Here is a 17059-nt window from a genome sequence, read left to right as displayed (position 1 = left end):
TTGCACGGATCTTCGATTTTACTGGCGTAGGGGATCGCAAAGCACGCAAAGTTGCCGCTAAGGACGCAAGGAAATACTTAGCGACCTTAGCGGCAACTTTGCGCGCTTTGCGATACTCTTATGCCCTTGCTATGTCAACCTGATTGTTATGAGGAAGATCAGTGTGGCCGAAATGGCGAAATTTTAGTTCAGGTTTTAAACAACAAACATATATTGCCAAACAAGCAATAGTAAAAGACTACGAATTCATTTCTCATACTCTACATACCTCCAGGAAACCTCCTCTCCTTTCACCTTTACCTCCATAAATCCCCGCTCACCATTTCTTGTCCCTGACCAACTCGGTCTTCCGGCAACCGATCCTGCCGTGAGAAAATGCGTTTTGTTGTTCACAAACACATCTTCGATCCAATGCACATGCCCCTGCATGACCAAACGCAGGTTGTAATCACTGAACAGATCCAGCACTTCGTTTCCCTTAAAGATCAGTACTCCATTCGGCTGATCCGACGACAACGGTTTCTTTGAGCCATACAGCTGATTGAAGGAAGAAAGAAATGGAATATGAACAGTCAGCGCAACCGGTGTTTTCTTATCAACCCCGGCAATATCCTGCTTTAACCATTCCAGCTGTTTTTTATCGATCCCTCCGAAATAAGCTTTCTCTGTATTTACATCGATCGAGTTCAGTACGATAAAATGCCAGCCTTTATGATCAAACGAATAATACGTTTTCCCGATATGCTTTTCATACATTCCGTATTTGTATCCCGGGTGGGTGCTATCCACATCACTCTCGGGGTAGATCCCAAACAGCTCGTGATTACCGATGCAGTTATACACTTTCGACCTGATGCCTGCACTCATCTTTTTGTATAAGTTAAAGAGCGAGTCAGCATGACCAGGATTTCCCCGCATTACATCATATACAAGATCGCCAGCCGCCATGACAAAATCTGGCCGGAGTTTATTTACGGTATCGATCGCGCGTTGAAATCTCTCCGTCACTTCCGGTTTTATATGAATATCTGACATCAGGACAAAGCTGAACGTGGAATCAATCGGCGATCTTCCTGTTTTCTGACAAAAGGAGTTCAGTGACAAAACGAGCATCGCGCATGTAATAATTATACTCTTCATACTATCAGATTTATCAGAAGCCGGGATTCTGTACCATTTTTTGTGTAAGATTTGCATCGATCACAGTCTGCGGGATCGGGAATAAAGTATCTCTGGCGGCTACCAATTGTCCGCCATTCTTATTATACTTCTTCGTTCTTTCCACCCATTTACCCGTACGAAGCAGGGTATAACGCCTGTGTTCTTCCAGCATCAGCTCTCTTGAACGTTCATCCAGCACAAAGTCGATCGTCATATCATTACCGGAGATCGTTGAAGCTTTTGCACGGCGGCGCAGTGCATTGATCGTTTCAGCGGCTGCGTCTTTTTGATTAAGCAGCAACTGTGCTTCTGCTTTCAACAGGTAAGTTTCACCGAGACGCAGATATACCTGGTCATTATAAGCCGATGACCCGCCCGGATTCAACGGATCTCCGGAATCGGCTTTGCGGGAAAATGGCCAGTCGACACGGGAACGGGAAGTCGCTGTAATATCATTTGCCCAGCTTAATTTTATTGTATCGCCATATTGGTAACCTGCAGGCAGCCTGTCCGCTTCCTGTGGGGCATTAGCCGCCGCATTGTTCAATACAAAATATTTACGGATCGCGAATCCGGATGCCCGCTCGTCAGTGGCTTCATAATTATCGATCGCCCATTTTGTAAGAGACATCCTTCCATAACCCTGTCCGCCACGCTCAGCAGTGACAATGAACGGAGAGATGGTGCCCACCCGGATATTTGTATAGCGGCTATGATGATCGCGGCGAAGGATCGCGTTTGTTCCGCCGCCATTTGTTTCCTGCTGGAACTGGAATACCCATAACGCTTCCGTATTCCCTTCTTCCCGGTTTGCATTGCCGTTGTAAAACATATCCATGAACGCGACGCCCGGCTGCGTTCTCTTCACCCCATATCTGGCCGTGATCAGCTTGTATGCAGGAGTAGCAATGGCTTTCTCAGCCCAGAGTAACGCGCTATCGGGTTTCTGGATCGTCAGGTACATTTCGGAAATGAAATGCTGCACGGCGCCTTTTGTGATCCGGCCCGCGTGAGAAGGTTCCACTCCGATGTATTGCTCGGCAAACCGGAAATCATCGATCACCTGTCTTCTTACAAGAGTCAGAGGAGTACGCTGCCAATCAGTACGGATCGTTGATCCCAATGATTCCGTCAGGCTCATCGGAACATCGCCCCAGCAGAAACTCAGATGACGGTAAGCCCATGCGCGCATTGCTTTTGCCTCCGCGATCACGCGAAGCTTATTAGCATCTGCGGTGGCAGATCCGCCGCGCCAATCAATATCAGATCTTGTCTCGGCACTAACGACAATAGTGTTCGCCGCATTGATCACCTGGTAAAGCCAGGCAAAGACATCTGCATAGAAACTATTCGCCGGGTTATTCAATGCGCCCCAGCCTTCGGCGATCTGTGAAAAACCGCTTACGGTATGATTGGTGACCATATTGTCCACCCCATTCATGAACATATTGCAAACGAGTGCAGTTCCTCCATTCAATCCTTCCCTTTCCTGTCTCACCAAAGAGTACAACCCATTCAGTCCGGCTTCGAAACCCGACAGATTTTTGTACAAAGTTTCTGTAGAAATAATATGCGGGGGATTTTCATTCAGCAGATCTTTCGAGCAACCGAATGATACACCCAACAACAGCGCTGCTGCTATGATTTTTGAAAACAATTTCATCGTTGATCATTTATTCGTTTAAAAAGATAAGTTTACTCCAGCCACCAGTTCACGTTGCAATGGAAGAGAACCTCTGCCCACGTTCAGTTCGGGATCGCTGGCTGTCCAATCAGTAAACGTGAAAAGATTCCGGGCCGTGAGGTAGGCACGCAGGCGGCTGATACCGGTTTTGCCTAACAGGCCTGCCGGAAAATCATAAGAAAGCGAAATATCCCTAACGCGGATAAAGCTTGCATCTTCGTAAAGCACTGCTGAGATCCCACTCATTTTTTCCGCATTGATGGCATTTGCATAAAACCCGTTGGTTGGATTCTGCGGTGTCCACCAATTCTTCTCTAACACATTTCTTCTCACTTCGGAACTCGCTGATGCATCCTGCAGCATCCGGTTCTCTCTTGTTACACCGTGCACTCCATGAATGAAAACTTCAAGATTGAATCCTTTATAAGAAAAAGAATTGCTTAGTCCCCACAGGAACTTCGGATCGCGCTGACCGATCACCTGCCGGTCATTTGCATCCAGTTTTTTGTTGCCGTCAGCGTCACGCAAGCGGGCAAAACCGGGTTGAGAGCCCCATTCAGCAGCAGCGGCGGCCTGATCCTGCTGCCATACGCCATCAAATACATAATCAAAATTCACGAGTATGGGTTTACCTATAAACCATTTGTTCGCCACATCATCGATCTCTTTACCATTTGCGTCACGAACACCATACAGCGAAACGATCTTGTTCTTAATATAGGACAGGTTACCGGAAGCCGTCCATTTGAAACCTTTCGCGTCGATCACCTTTCCGGTAAGCGTCAACTCAATGCCTTTATTTTCGGTTTCACCTATATTTTGTGTGATAGAGGAAATGCCATGCACAAGGGAGATCGTCCTGTCAAGCAACAATGCGCTTGTGCTTGTGCGGTACATATTCAGATCACCCGATAAACGGCCCTTCAGCAAGCCAAAATCGACGCCGATATTCAGGATGGAGGTAGATTCCCAACCAAGGTTATCCTGCCCCAGTTTTACCGGCACATAACCAGGCAACGCCTGCGTAAGAGCCACCATATTATTTTCACCAAGACGTGAGATGGTTTCATAAGCGGTTACTGCCTGGTTGCCATTCTTCCCATAAGAGGCACGCAACTTCAACCGATCAAACACGCTGTTCTGCGGAAAGAATTTTTCCTGGTCAAGGTTCCATCCTATTGCAACAGAAGGAAAGGTTCCCCATTTGTTCAATGCACCAAAACCTGAGTAACCATCGCGTCGCCCTGTAAGTGTAATAAGATAACGGCTATCATAGGAGTAGTTCAAACGAACCATTTGCGAGATGAGATCAGTCCGGTAATAACGGTATACGGGCGTGATCAGGTTTGCCTGGGCTATAGAATAATAACCAAGAAAATCCTGTGGAAAGCCGCTTGCATTGACCACATTGGTGGAGCTGGTGTTCTTTTCATAACTGTACAATCCAGTGGCGCCAAGCTGATGCATACCCAAACGTTTCTCATACGAAACGATATTCTCGATCACCAGATTGTCATCAATCGTTCTGGCTGTGTTTGCAACACCACGGGCCTCCAGGCCGGTCTTTGTATTCCGGCCAATATACGTTGCTGTATCTGCTGTCGTTTTACGAACCCCTGTATTGATGCGATAGCTCAGGCCTTTTACGAAAGGAATATCAACTATCGCATAGTTATTTGTCACAACCTGGAAGGCTTTATCCGTATTGGCATAATTGATCACTTCCAGCGGATTACCTATATCTGTGTATTCAGGCCATGGATAGATGGTCAGTTCTCCGTTATCATCATACGCCTTTGTCAGCGGATTTGTGCGCAGCACATCTTCCCAGTTGATCGTACTGCCGCTTCGGTCATCAAACGACAGTTGCGTACGCGTTCCAATGGTCAACCACGAAGTGATCTTTGTATCAAGGTTGATACGGGTGGTAAAGCGTCGGTATTTATCGTTCAGCGAAACACCTTTTACATCTAAAAAGCTCCCGCCAATAAAATATTTTGTCTGTTGAAATCCCCCGGAAACAGATACGTTGTGCTGTTGCGAAGTACCCGTTCTCAATACAAGATCGGCCCAGTTCACTGTTCTTCCATTATCGAAATTATCCTGTTCCGAAGCTGTCATCTTACCCGGTTCGCGAACATTCTTAAAATCATAGAACTCCTGCGCCGTCATAAAGTAAGGAACATTTACCGCTTCCTGCGTTGAATACCAGCCATCATAGGAAACGACAGGTTTGCCCTTTGCACCGGTTCTGGTTGTCACGATCACCACACCGTTCGCGCCACGTGAACCGTAAATAGCAGCAGCAGAGGCATCCTTTAACACATCGATCGATTCGATATCATTTACATTGATATCACGGAGCTGTCCGCCATAGGGGATCCCATCCACAACGATCAATGGATTGTTAGCCGCGAGAATAGACTTCCGTCCACGGATCATCAATTCTTCGCTGGACGCAGCTCCCGCTGATGTTTGCTGTACCATAAAACCCGGCACGGCCCCCTGCAGTACCTGTGCAATGTTCAGGTTTGGATTCTTTTCCAAACGATCCTTCGATACGGAGGAAACGGCGCCTGTAATATCTTTTCGCTTTTGCGTGCCGTACCCAACTACCACTACACTTTGCATAGACGCTTCGGCGATCTTCAGACTGATCAGGATTGACTCCTCATTACCAGGATTCAACTTTGACCTGCGGATCACCTGCGTTTCATAACCAACATAACTGACAACGATCTCGAATGGCTCTTGCGGATCAAGGTTCGTAAAAATGAACAGCCCTTTCGAATCCGTTTGAACGGTTTGTTTCAGCGAACGGGCATCATTTTTCAGAACGACTGTTACGCCTTGCAGAAATTCGCCCTTTTCATTTTCAACAAGTCCTTTGATCGAAGACACAAGTTCCTGTGCCGTCAGATCACGAACACAGAGTACAAATATCAACATAAAAAAGATCTTTTTGCAGTGGGCCAGGAACAGGCCCATTCGCAGCTGATTTTCTCTCATAACATTAATTTTTAGACATACCTTCTCCTTTACCCCAGTAAGGAGTTTTATCAAAAACGATACAAATGAATTACTGACTCGTGATTACATACTTTCCGTTAGAAGATTTGACGGATAAATTATTCAGGAGACCGATACGTTGCAGAACAGGCATCAGGTGATCTCCCGGTTTGACAGTTCCTGAAAAATCAAGATCCCGGATCTCGTTCAGGTTATACGTGATGGCAACTTTGTAAATGAGCGCAAGCTCGTCCAGTACTTTATGCAGCGGTTGTTGTTCAAAAATTACTGGTGTTCCTGCATTAACTAAGCCTGCTCGTTTAACAGCAACCAGTTCCCTGTCATTCTGCTTAGCTACAGGCATTACAGCAGATGCGATCAATGTATTTGTATTAAAACTGACAGTATACCCTGGATCAAGGTAGACAACCCTATCCCGCACTTCGACAGGCTTGACACTCACCCGTCCTTCCTGCAATAAAACATGAACAGTTGTATCGGATTCATATGCGGTAACATAAAATGAAGTACCCAGGGCGGTAGTAGCGATATTCTTACTATAAACAATAAATGGCTTTGCAGGATCTTTCTTTACTTTAAAAAAAGCTTTGCCTTTCAGCGTCAGTTCCCTGTTGCTTACGTTATAATTGCTACCATATGTAATTACACTAGTTGGTGACAGAGAAACTGAAGTCCCGTCAGGTAATGTATACTTCTCCTCAATACCGGCATTATTTTCCAGTGTAACAATCATCTGTGGATATGTAGATCCATCCTCAGCAGAAGCTATTTGCAGCACATTTACGTCATCCTTTTTATCTGACAGAGAAAAAATGAGGAAGAGCCCGAGTACAAGTACTACCGAAGCCGCCACAGACCATCGAAGGACCACCGCCCTACGCTTGCTCCTGAGCTGAAATCGCTCCGTCTCTTCCACACGAAGCATCAGGCCATCAGCCATTTCTGTTAATTCTCGCTGTTCGGCGTCTGACCTGCCTACGGAATAAAGCCCGGAATGGCCATTCTGCATATCCTGATACCATCGATCCAGTTCTCTCTGCTCCGAGCCGGACAGTTCTCCTTTATAATGCTGCTCCAGTAAATAATCTAACCTTTCCTGTGTCATGAAATTGCTTCTACTAGTATTAACACGCCAAAAGAACAAACTACCCATCCATTTCGAAAAAATAAAGGTTCATAGTAAGTTAACATCCAGCATTGAAAGGCTTGAATAAATTTGTCAAAATTCTTTCCTCATCCACCGCATCAATAACTATACAGACGAGCAACTGTGGAAGGGCATCAGGCTTGGCAACAAACCGATGTTCAGGGAATTTTATGTCCGCCACGCTTTGCAACTTACAAACCAGGCTTACAGGATCGTAATGGATGAGGAGCAGGCAAAGGACCTTGTGCAGGAAGTATTTCTTCAATTATATATAAAGGCAGAAAGTTTGCCGGAAGAGCTGAATCCGGGCGCGTATCTTAACACAAGTATCCGCAACAGAAGTTTAAATATCCTTCGGGATAAAAGGTTGCAGCAACAACACCACAGGCATCTGGCAATGGAAATGAGAGAGCAGGAAAAGAAACCATTGTTTGAAACGCTTGAACTGCGGATGCAACTAAACAATAGCATGAATGCATTGCAAGGAAAAAGCCGCGACGTTTTCTTTCTTCGTCACTACGAAAATAAAAGCCACCGGGAGATCGCGAACATTATGGGGATCTCTAAGAGAACTGTGGAGAAACATATAAGCAAAGCAGTTCATCAGATGAGGGAAGACCTCGGCGAAAACAATATCAACTCATAATTAGCATAGTTGAATTAATCGATTGACATAGGGCCCCGCTGATTTCGCAGATTTTATATTCATGATAACGAAGATGCTTGATCGACATGAACCATTCTTCAGTTTTGGGAGTGCAGATAAAGCAGATCAGTCCCTGATATCAGAAATTTACCAGCGTAACCAGCGGGAAAGAATGACGGCAGAGTTAAAAATGTGTCCGCCCACTAACTTAATTCATGGCACCACCCGCCGCTCAGTTAGAATAATTTGCCAATGTTTCCCGGACGGGCTTGAACTGCACGCCGAGATCAGTTGTGGCGCGGGCATTCTGATATATGACAGCTCCATTCTCTTTCGGCGCATAGTGATTCAACATCAGGTTCACATCAGATGCTTTATATGTTTCGCTCGTCAGCAAATAATCCTTACCATGCAGACCTTTCGTTGTTGCCGCGTTGAATATTGCCCGCGCTACATCTTCTACATCAACGATCGTTAAAGGAAGATCATTATCATATATCGCCTGAATAAACGGATCCGGGGCAATCTTGTTCTTAATCAGATATTGAAGACCACTGGAAGTGGAATCCTGCCTGGTAGATAAGGATCTCCCCATGACCATCACCGGAGATACTGAAGTGATCTCAAAAGAAAGTCCGCTTTTTTCAGTAATGAACTTCTCCACTGCCTGGTGCACGAGGTATTTGGCCTGCGCATAGGGATGACTTTCGTTGCTGATGAACCTCGTATCATTTTCATCAAACGAATCAGTAAAAGACTTCCCTCCTGCCGGCATCGGGAAGTTGGTATTCCAGCTGGCAACAGAAGCGATCAACACCACTTTTTCTATACCTGGTGTCTGACTAACCACTTCCAGGAAATTCTCCGTCCCTTTTATGGTACGATCAAAAAGATCCTTTTGCGGATCCTGCACACTGAGTTGAAAAGGCGTACCACCATGCACAACGATATCACATCCGGATACAAAACTGCGGAGCGCTTCTTTATCCTCAACATTAAGCGGAGCGAACTCAATTCTATCTGAATGCTTAAGCGACATCAGATGCTGATACTTCTCTTTGTTTGTAATATCAGTTGAAGAAACCTTCACCTGGTAACCATTGTCGAGAAAAACTTTGGTAACATAACTTCCGATGAAGCCTGAACCACCGATAATACCTGCTTTTTTCATAATTAAGGTTTTATAATGAATGCTGAAAAAAATCAACCCGGTTGGCGTAAGGTTCCCGCAGATTTACGCAGACGGGTACCAGGTATGCAGATACTCGATCAATATAGATCTGCGGGAAACCTACGCCAGCAACATTTAAAGATCAAGGCTAGCAAGAAACACGCATCTGGCAGCTTAAAATCCTGCATCTATCTGCTTACGACAATGACCTAAGCTTTTCCTTCAAGGCAACAAAGTCGACAGGTTTTGTCAGAAAATCATCCGCTCCCAGTTTCTTGGCCATGTTGTAATTCTCTGCATCTCCGTAAGCCGTCACCATTACTACAGTGGGCGGTGGCGCGGTAAATTGCTGTTTGATCTGCTCAAGCAACTGCAATCCACTCATTCCCGGCATATTGATGTCAGATAAGATCAACGTGGGTCTGTCTCCGCTCTTATCGAGATACTCCAATGCATCAGGACCTGAAAACGCAAAAGCGAGCGAGATCTCCTGGTTCCTGATCTCTTTACGAAAGCGTTGTTCAAATAACATTTGCACGTCCGTTTCGTCATCTACTACTAAAACTTTCATGTCTTTATTTTTATTTACTGTGGCAGCATAGGGCAAATCAATCGCAGCCCCTGCCTCACCGCGCTTTATACACTTCCAGCTCAATCTCGATCAAAAACTCCGGTAACGCCAGTTCACGCACTCCCAGCCACGAGCCCGTTGGGTAATGTTTTTTATAGATCTCATTCCGGTAGCCCGAGACCTTTAAAAAATCCGGCATATTCGTCGTGAAAATATTTTCAACTACCACGTCATCAAAACTGCAACCGTAGTGTTTTAAGATCTTATCAAGATCACTATAGCAATTCTTCATCTGCTGCGTCATATCTCCTTTCGCTGTTGGCACTCCTGCATCATCCATACTTACGGCCCCGGAGATCCTGATCTCATTTCCTATACGGACAGCGTGTGTGTAACCGTACGCTTTTTCTGCTACCGGTCGGAGAATAAAATAGTCAGGCACTTCAAATGTTTTTTCAGCAGATGCAGCTGTTGGGTCTTTTGACGTATCAGCATTGTTGCAGCCGGTTGTTGTAACAACCGTGATAAGTGTTAAGATGAATAGGATTTGTTTGATCATGTTTGTTTATTTATTCAGTTAATCTTCGTTTTTACAGGTAACTCAACCACCATTTTTCCTTATGAGCATTTTTATATCTGTCATACCATCTGCATATTGGATAAGCGATAGCGATCACCAGGATCCACACGAGATAAACGCCAACCAGGTTTGTTCCATAGCCTCTCATACTTCGGATCTCAGGCAACCAGTCGGGCAATGACAGCAGTTTCCATCCGTGCCCTGATGCAAGTCCATATATCACAGCAAGCACATGCATCAGGTATAAATGAAGCAGGTAATAAACGAAAGGTACCCGCCCGAACGTCGTAAAGAAATGGACCACCCTGCCTTTAAAATTCTCACTGACCCCTAAAAAGATCATCGTGCAGCCAAGTGTGAGCAACAGGTACAACAGAGATGGTGGATATTTCGTCACATTCAGGAAAGAAAAGAATGTTCTGACAGCTGTCGCCTGCACAGTCCATGGCAACAGGTCTCCGTATATATTCAGCCATCTTAACAAAAAGAACAGGCAAACGGCGGCGATTCCTATCGTGGTCAATAATTGTCTCCGGTGCCGGGAATCGAATCCTGTACTATAAAGCGGTCCGAAGCAGTAGCCCAGGGCCATGACGGCAAACCAGGGAATGATGGGATAATCCACATAAAACTTAACGTTGCCGAACTGAAATACACTTTGCTGGTGAATGACCGACCAGAGAAAGTTTTCCGGAAGGTTGATCGGATCCAGCAGGTTGTGACCAACAATCACGAGACAGCATAACACCAGTAAAACGGTGCGCGGCAAATGGATCAATGCCGCCAGCAGCATCATGCTCATGCCGAGGCAGGCGATGACTGCAATATTATTCATGCTAAAAGTTGGATCAAAAGCCCATCCAAAAATGACGAGCGTGAATTCCAGCAATATCAGCCAGAGTCCTCTTTTCAATAAAAAGGCCGACAGTGCGCCCTTCGACTTTTTCCGCCCACTCATAAAAGCGGAAAGTCCGGCCAGGAAACTGAACGCAGGCGCACAAAAATGCGTGATGAACCGGGTAAAGAAAATTGGAACCGTTGTTTGAGTTGGATCCATCGGGTTAAAGAAAAAAGTCGAGTAGTGAAAAAAGTCCCGGACATGATCGAGCGCCATGACAACCATCACGAGTCCTTTCAACAGGTCGATAGACGATATACGGTTCTGCGGCAGTGTGTTGGTCATGGTGGCTGGTAAAAGGGATAAGGCGGATGCGAACTGATACTCTCAAGGGTGGGGATGATATAAAGGTCTGCTCATCAGCAGATTTCTGTGAGTAGTTTTTCACTTTTCCCCTGACGATTTACTGCGTACACCCGGACAAATTCTCCACAGCTGGGATTTTTTCACCATTTTATCCGCATATCTCCTTGATTTCTTTTGGCTAAAAGCGGAAGCCTATGCCTTTACTTTACCTTTAGGAAGATGCCCACACCATCCACTGCTTTAAGAACCTTATTCCTCCTGTTCCTTTTATGGACGGGTATGCCATGCATCGCCCAAAACCTGCAGCCGGCCTACCAGACCATTTCCACAGCGCAGGGGCTTTCACAGGGGATGGTGTTTGATCTTCTACAGGACCGCGAAGGTTTCATCTGGGTGGGCACCAAGAATGGACTGAACCGGTATGACGGCTACTCTTTCAAAGTTTTTTCGACTGACCCCTACGACCCCAAAAGTCTCAGCAGTAATACCATCTTAAAGCTTTTCGAAGACTCAAAAGGAAGGATCTGGATCGGCACCCAGGATGCCGGTTTGAATGTGTATGACAAAAGATCCGGAAAATTTGTGCGTATCGCTAATAAGATCTCCGATCCAGCCAGTCTATCCGGCAATACGATCCGCCTTATGGATGAACTCCGCGACGGCCGTATGCTCGTAGCCGCAGATGGCGCAGGATTGAATATCGTTGATCTACCCGCTACGGGAGAAGCAAAACCTCATATCACCCGGCTGACGCTGCCTGACGACGTTACCATTTTCGGATTGGGAAAGGATAAGGACGATCAGATGTGGGTTGGCGGAATGGACCGTTCGGTTTATCGCTTTGACCCCGCCAGGAACAGTTTTGTCAAACTGGAAAATGGTCAGCTCCTGCATACCGGAATACTGACCCAGGACGGAAGCGTTGTTATTAACCGGAACGTTTACCTGTCGGACGGAAAGAAAATCCTGTCGCCTTTATTTGACACCGCCAGATACGGAGCCGGCAACATCGTTCTGCGCGAGTGGAAACCATTAAGTGATAATTACTATGGCGAATGCGGCTCTTATGATATCAGCAGACTGGAAGAGGAAAAAGAACTTCAATGGGATCTCAAATTAGGAGAACATACACCGATCGCGTATCCATTTATCCTCGATCGCTCAGGTATATTATGGTCGGGATCCGCCGGATACGGTCTTCGTAAATACAATGTTGCTACCAGCAAATTCAAAACATTGCTTGCCGGTACAAGCGTGAGATGGATCGTCCCTGATGCCGCAGGCAATATCTTTGCCGGCAACTACCAGCATGAATGGACAAAACTAACCCAGGACTCCGCGCAAAAAAATCCTTTCCCTGCCAGGCAACCATTTGACGAACTGGATAATTTCGCCATTACTCAAACAGGCGACTTCTGGTTCAGAACAGAAAAAAAAGGCTTCCTGCATTACACCCGTTCCGGAGAGTTAACGGAATATCCCTTACTGACACGTCATGCTGGTGCCGGTGAAAAACAACTGATCGTGGAAGATCGAAAGGGCCGGATCTGGTTTCCAGGCCGTGGAGGAAAACTTGCGCTCATCGATCCAGCCACTAAAAGGATCGACAGCTTCAGCATTAATACAAAAGTTTCAAGATCTATCCTTCCCCAGGCCGTCATTACTGCATTATATGACGACGGGCAGGGAACCTACTGGATAGGCACACAGGAAGGCTTTGCCAGTGTAAGGCTGAATAAAGAAAACAAGCCGGATCAGATAACATGGTACTACAATAATAGCAACAGCCGCAATTCACTTAGCTATAATCATGTGGCCTGTTTCATGAACGACCCGTCAAAGCCGGATCAATACCTGTGGATCTGTACCAAAGGAGGCGGGCTGAACCGGCTGGATAAAAAAACAGGTAATTTCTTTCACCTGACCACCAAAAACGGATTACCGGACGATGTAGTTTATGGTGTTCTATCCGATAATGACGCCAATATCTGGGGAAGTACGAACAATGGCTTGTTCTGCCTGATGGCAAATAAGACCGGCGACAGTACGAAATGGTCATTCAGAAATTTCACCAAATCCTATGGTTTGCAAGACAACGAATTCAATACCGGCTCTTATGCTAAATTAAAAAACGGGAACCTGGCCTTCGGTGGTGTTAATGGTTTGAATGTATTTAACCCGAAAGAGATTCTCAGTTCCGGATTCACTCCCAATGTATTCATTACAGGAATTCTTGTTAACAACTTACCGGTATCGGCAGGTGATCAAACAGGCGTACTGGAAAATACCATTGAGCAAACAAAAAAGATCACACTGGATCATCAGCAGGATATAATTACCCTAACATTCAGTTCACTTGATTATACCGCCCCATCACAGAACAAATACCGCTATCAATTAGTAGGGATCGATAACGATTGGGTGGAAAGCGGCACAAGACAAACAGCCACCTACCTGCATCTCCCTTCCGGAAATTATACGTTCAAAGTGCAGGGCAGTAACAGCCAGGGTATCTGGAGTGATAAGATCCATGAGCTGAACATAAAGATCCTGCCCCCATGGTGGCTCAGCTGGTGGGCTTATCTTGCTTATGCGGTACTCGTGTTGCTGGCCATCAGAGCATATTTCAAATTCAGCGTGAACAGGGAAAGGTTGAAAGCACAACTGAACTTCGAAAAACTGGAAGGCAAGCGGGTGAAAGAATTAGACACTGCCAAAACACAATTGTATACAAACATTACGCACGAGTTCCGAACACCACTCACCGTGATCATGGGAATGGCTCAACAGGTTGTGAATAATCCCAATGAACAGTTCGACAGCCGGATGAACATGATCATCCGTAACGGACAAAGCCTGCTCAACCTTGTGAATGAAATGCTCGACCTGTCAAAACTGGAAACAGGAAAGATGCAGCTTCAACTGTCCAGTGGAGACATTATCAATTTCCTCCGGTATATCGTAGAATCATTTCATTCATTCGGAGAAGGCGAGCAAAAGCAATTCCACTTCTTAACTGATATCGACGCACTATATGTTTCGTATGATCCGGAAAAAATGCGGCAGATCATCGTCAACCTGTTGTCAAACGCATTGAAGTTTACGCCGGAAAAAGGAAACATTTATATCAATGTAGCTAAAACAGAAACTGATCCCGGCGAGCCGGAAGTCACCCTCCTCATCAAAGTAAAGGACACCGGCATCGGCATCCCGGAAGATCAGTTGCTGCATATCTTCGACCGGTTCTATCAGTTGGACAATAGCCATACCCGTAAAGCGGAGGGCACGGGCATCGGGCTTGCGCTTACAAAAGAACTCGTAAAATTAATGGGTGGCGAGATCGCGGTAAAAAGTCCCGCAAGCGGAACAAATAAAGGAACCGAATTCACGATCACTATCCCTCTGTTAAAAACCGATGAGGCATTGACACAGGTCAATCAGCTGATCTCAACCGGAAAAGAGCCGCCGGTTAACGTCTTCAAGGAGACTCACGCATTAGAAATCCAACACCATCATAATAATGGCACAGCGCCGACCATTCTGCTGGTAGAGGACAATCCGGATGTTGTAGCGTACACCGCATCCTGTATTCCTGAATACCGCCTCGCCATTGGAAAGGATGGAAGAGAAGGCATTGCGATCGCCACAGAGATCATCCCTGACCTGATCATCACGGATGTGATGATGCCATTTGTAGACGGCTTTGAACTCTGCCGCCAGTTAAGACAGGATGAACGTACCAGCCATATCCCGATCATCATGCTCACAGCAAAAGCAGACCTGGCAAGCAAGCTGGAAGGATTGCAACAAGGCGCCGACGTTTATCTCGAAAAGCCTTTCCAGCAGGAAGAATTACAGGTACGGATCAAAAAACTGCTGGAGCTCCGCCTCACCTTACAGGCTTATTACTTAAGAAAAGCAGGTATCAGTTCTCCTTCCGTTGAAAACCTGGTCGAAGAGCCTGTCTCTGTTCCGGAAGAAACCAAAACGGAAGATGCGTTTGTAAGAAAGGTCAGATCAGCAGTTGAAGAGAATCTGACCAATACGGACTTCACTGTTGAACAGCTGTGCAAGCTCATATTCATGAGCCACTCGCAACTGCACCGCAAACTGGATGCACTAACAGGCCATTCTCCTAACCGGTTTATCCGCGTTGTGAGGCTGAACAAAGCGAAAGAGCTACTAAGAGAAACATCAGACAGTATCGCGTCGATCGCATTGGACTGCGGCTATAGTGATCCCGGTTATTTCGCACGTGTATTTAAACAGGACACGGGCTCAGCTCCGCAGGACTGGAGAGCAGAGAATATGAGTAGTGTAAAGTAAGTCCGGCAAAAAATCCTATCAATCGAACAACCAACCGTCCCCTCGTAATGTGTATTTCTTTGATTGACCGGCGTAGTTTCCCGCGGATTACGCAGATCTTATCTGGCCGATCTCAGAACGTGTACGATGATATAGCAAATGTTTTTGTGTAACACCGCAGAACACGCAGATTAGGCTCCATTATCAGACACTTATCCGCGTAATCTGCGTTAACGAAAAAATAATTATCAGAAGAGGCATAAATTTTCCAGGGAAGACATTTAAAATCAGCGAGATCTGCCGGGACCTACGCCAAACCCAAACTATTATAACGACCTGACCAACGCAGAAAAAAAAGAAGAACCACAAAAAACGCATCAGAAAATGAAACCAGTCATTATCATGAAGAAGATCACTTACTATTTTACAACATTCCTTCTCCTGTTTATATACGCAGCAGCGACTGCTCAATCTATCTATTACCCGGATACAGCCTGGCAGTCAAAAACGCCGCAACAGGCCGGCATGAACCAAACAAAGGTTGACAGTGCCATTGCATTTGCCTTACGGAGCGAAAACAAAGTGGAGAAGGATCTTCGTATCGCCAACCTGAGATCGTATGCAAGAGAACCGGGCTACGCCATCAACGGACCTATGAAAGAAAGAGGTGGCCCCGCAGGTCTGGTGATCAAAAACGGATACATCGTTGCTCAATGGGGTGATGTAAAAAGAGTGGACATGACCTTCAGCGCCACCAAAAGTTATTTATCCACCGTTGCAGGGCTGGCGGTTGATGACGGCCTGATCCGGTCTGTTCACGACCGCGTATCCAATTACGTTTGGGACGACAGTTATACAGGTCAACATAATTCAACCATCACCTGGGAGCACCTGCTTAACCAGTCATCTGACTGGAGCGGTTCCCTATTCGGTCTGCATGACTGGGCCGACCGTCCGCCAAGAGAAGGCGGCATTGATGACTGGAAGAACAGGAAGCTGCAGGAGCCGGGAACGGTGTTCAAGTACAACGATGTTCGTGTAAACCTTCTCGCTTATTCATTGCTGCAGGTATACCGCAAACCTTTACCGGTGATCCTGAAAGAAAAAGTGATGGATCCCATCGGCGCATCAACCACCTGGAGATGGTATGGCTATGACAACACCTTCGTAAACATCGATGGTATCATGATGCAAAGCGTAAGCGGCGGCGGTCATCACGGCGGAGGCATTTTTATCAATACCCTCGACCATGCAAGATTTGGTTTATTGTTCCTCAGAAAAGGAAAATGGAAAGGCAAGCAATTGCTTTCTGAAAAATGGATCAGTGAAGCACACAAACCGTCCGTCCCGAATAAAGAATATGGTTATATGTGGTGGATGAATACAACACAGAAATGGAAAGATGTTTCACCCGAAGTATACTACGCGGCAGGTTTTGGCGGGAACTACATTGTAGTGGATAACGAACATGACCTCGTCGTTGTTGCAAGATGGATGGACGACAGCAAAATGGGTGAATTCATGAAAATGATCATTTCATCAATTGATAAAAAATAACGC

The 17059-nt window shown here is 46.0% G+C and carries 11 protein-coding genes; 3 read left to right on the top strand and 8 right to left on the bottom strand.

The window, feature by feature from the left end; genetic code table 11:
* Positions 1-246 precede the first annotated feature (246 nt).
* The 4 genes from LZZ85_RS03390 to LZZ85_RS03375 form a co-directional block, all read right to left on the bottom strand.
* Entirely contained in the window at positions 247-1140 is an 894-nt protein-coding gene (locus LZZ85_RS03390; protein WP_237868532.1) for a metallophosphoesterase family protein, read from the bottom strand.
* Positions 1141-1153: 13 nt separating this feature from the next.
* On the bottom strand, positions 1154-2824 hold the full coding sequence (locus LZZ85_RS03385; protein WP_237868531.1) for a RagB/SusD family nutrient uptake outer membrane protein: 1671 nt from the start codon (positions 2822-2824) through the stop codon (positions 1154-1156).
* Between the two features lie 18 nt (positions 2825-2842).
* The gene (locus tag LZZ85_RS03380; RefSeq protein WP_237868530.1) at positions 2843-5854 is read right to left on the bottom strand and encodes a SusC/RagA family TonB-linked outer membrane protein; all 3012 of its coding nucleotides are present in this window, start codon (positions 5852-5854) and stop codon (positions 2843-2845) included.
* A gap of 70 nt (positions 5855-5924) precedes the next feature.
* Complete coding sequence (locus tag LZZ85_RS03375; RefSeq protein WP_237868529.1) at positions 5925-6980, bottom strand: FecR family protein; 1056 nt, start codon at positions 6978-6980, stop codon at positions 5925-5927.
* A 196-nt stretch (positions 6981-7176) separates the two neighbouring features.
* Here LZZ85_RS03375 and LZZ85_RS03370 point away from each other — a divergent pair, with 196 nt between their 5' ends.
* Positions 7177-7668 carry an RNA polymerase sigma-70 factor gene (locus LZZ85_RS03370; protein ID WP_237868528.1) on the top strand — a complete coding sequence of 164 codons (492 nt, stop codon included), beginning with the start codon at positions 7177-7179 and terminating at the stop codon, positions 7666-7668.
* Positions 7669-7900: 232 nt separating this feature from the next.
* On the opposite strand, the gene LZZ85_RS03365 is transcribed toward LZZ85_RS03370, so the two are convergent.
* From LZZ85_RS03365 to LZZ85_RS03350, 4 genes are all read right to left on the bottom strand, one after another.
* Positions 7901-8839, bottom strand: a complete 939-nt coding sequence (locus LZZ85_RS03365) for an NAD-dependent epimerase/dehydratase family protein (protein WP_237868527.1) — start codon at positions 8837-8839, stop codon at positions 7901-7903.
* A 196-nt stretch (positions 8840-9035) separates the two neighbouring features.
* A complete protein-coding gene (locus LZZ85_RS03360) occupies positions 9036-9410 on the bottom strand; it encodes a response regulator (RefSeq protein ID WP_237868526.1) in 375 nt (124 codons plus the stop codon).
* 55 nt (positions 9411-9465) lie between these two features.
* Positions 9466-9969 carry a RidA family protein gene (locus LZZ85_RS03355; RefSeq protein ID WP_237868525.1) on the bottom strand — a complete coding sequence of 168 codons (504 nt, stop codon included), beginning with the start codon at positions 9967-9969 and terminating at the stop codon, positions 9466-9468.
* A gap of 31 nt (positions 9970-10000) precedes the next feature.
* Complete coding sequence (locus LZZ85_RS03350; protein ID WP_237868524.1) at positions 10001-11173, bottom strand: acetyltransferase domain-containing protein; 1173 nt, start codon at positions 11171-11173, stop codon at positions 10001-10003.
* A gap of 240 nt (positions 11174-11413) precedes the next feature.
* On the opposite strand from LZZ85_RS03350, the gene LZZ85_RS03345 reads away from it, so the two are divergent.
* Positions 11414-15520, top strand: a complete 4107-nt coding sequence (locus LZZ85_RS03345; RefSeq protein ID WP_237868523.1) for a hybrid sensor histidine kinase/response regulator transcription factor — start codon at positions 11414-11416, stop codon at positions 15518-15520.
* 363 nt (positions 15521-15883) lie between these two features.
* Positions 15884-17056 carry a serine hydrolase domain-containing protein gene (locus tag LZZ85_RS03340; RefSeq protein ID WP_237868522.1) on the top strand — a complete coding sequence of 391 codons (1173 nt, stop codon included), beginning with the start codon at positions 15884-15886 and terminating at the stop codon, positions 17054-17056.
* The last annotated feature ends 3 nt before the right edge of the window (positions 17057-17059 follow it).

The organism is Terrimonas ginsenosidimutans (genome assembly GCF_022012415.1).
GTDB classification, from domain to species: Bacteria; Bacteroidota; Bacteroidia; order Chitinophagales; family Chitinophagaceae; genus Terrimonas_A; species Terrimonas_A ginsenosidimutans.
This window is presented reverse-complemented; position numbering and strand designations above follow the sequence as displayed.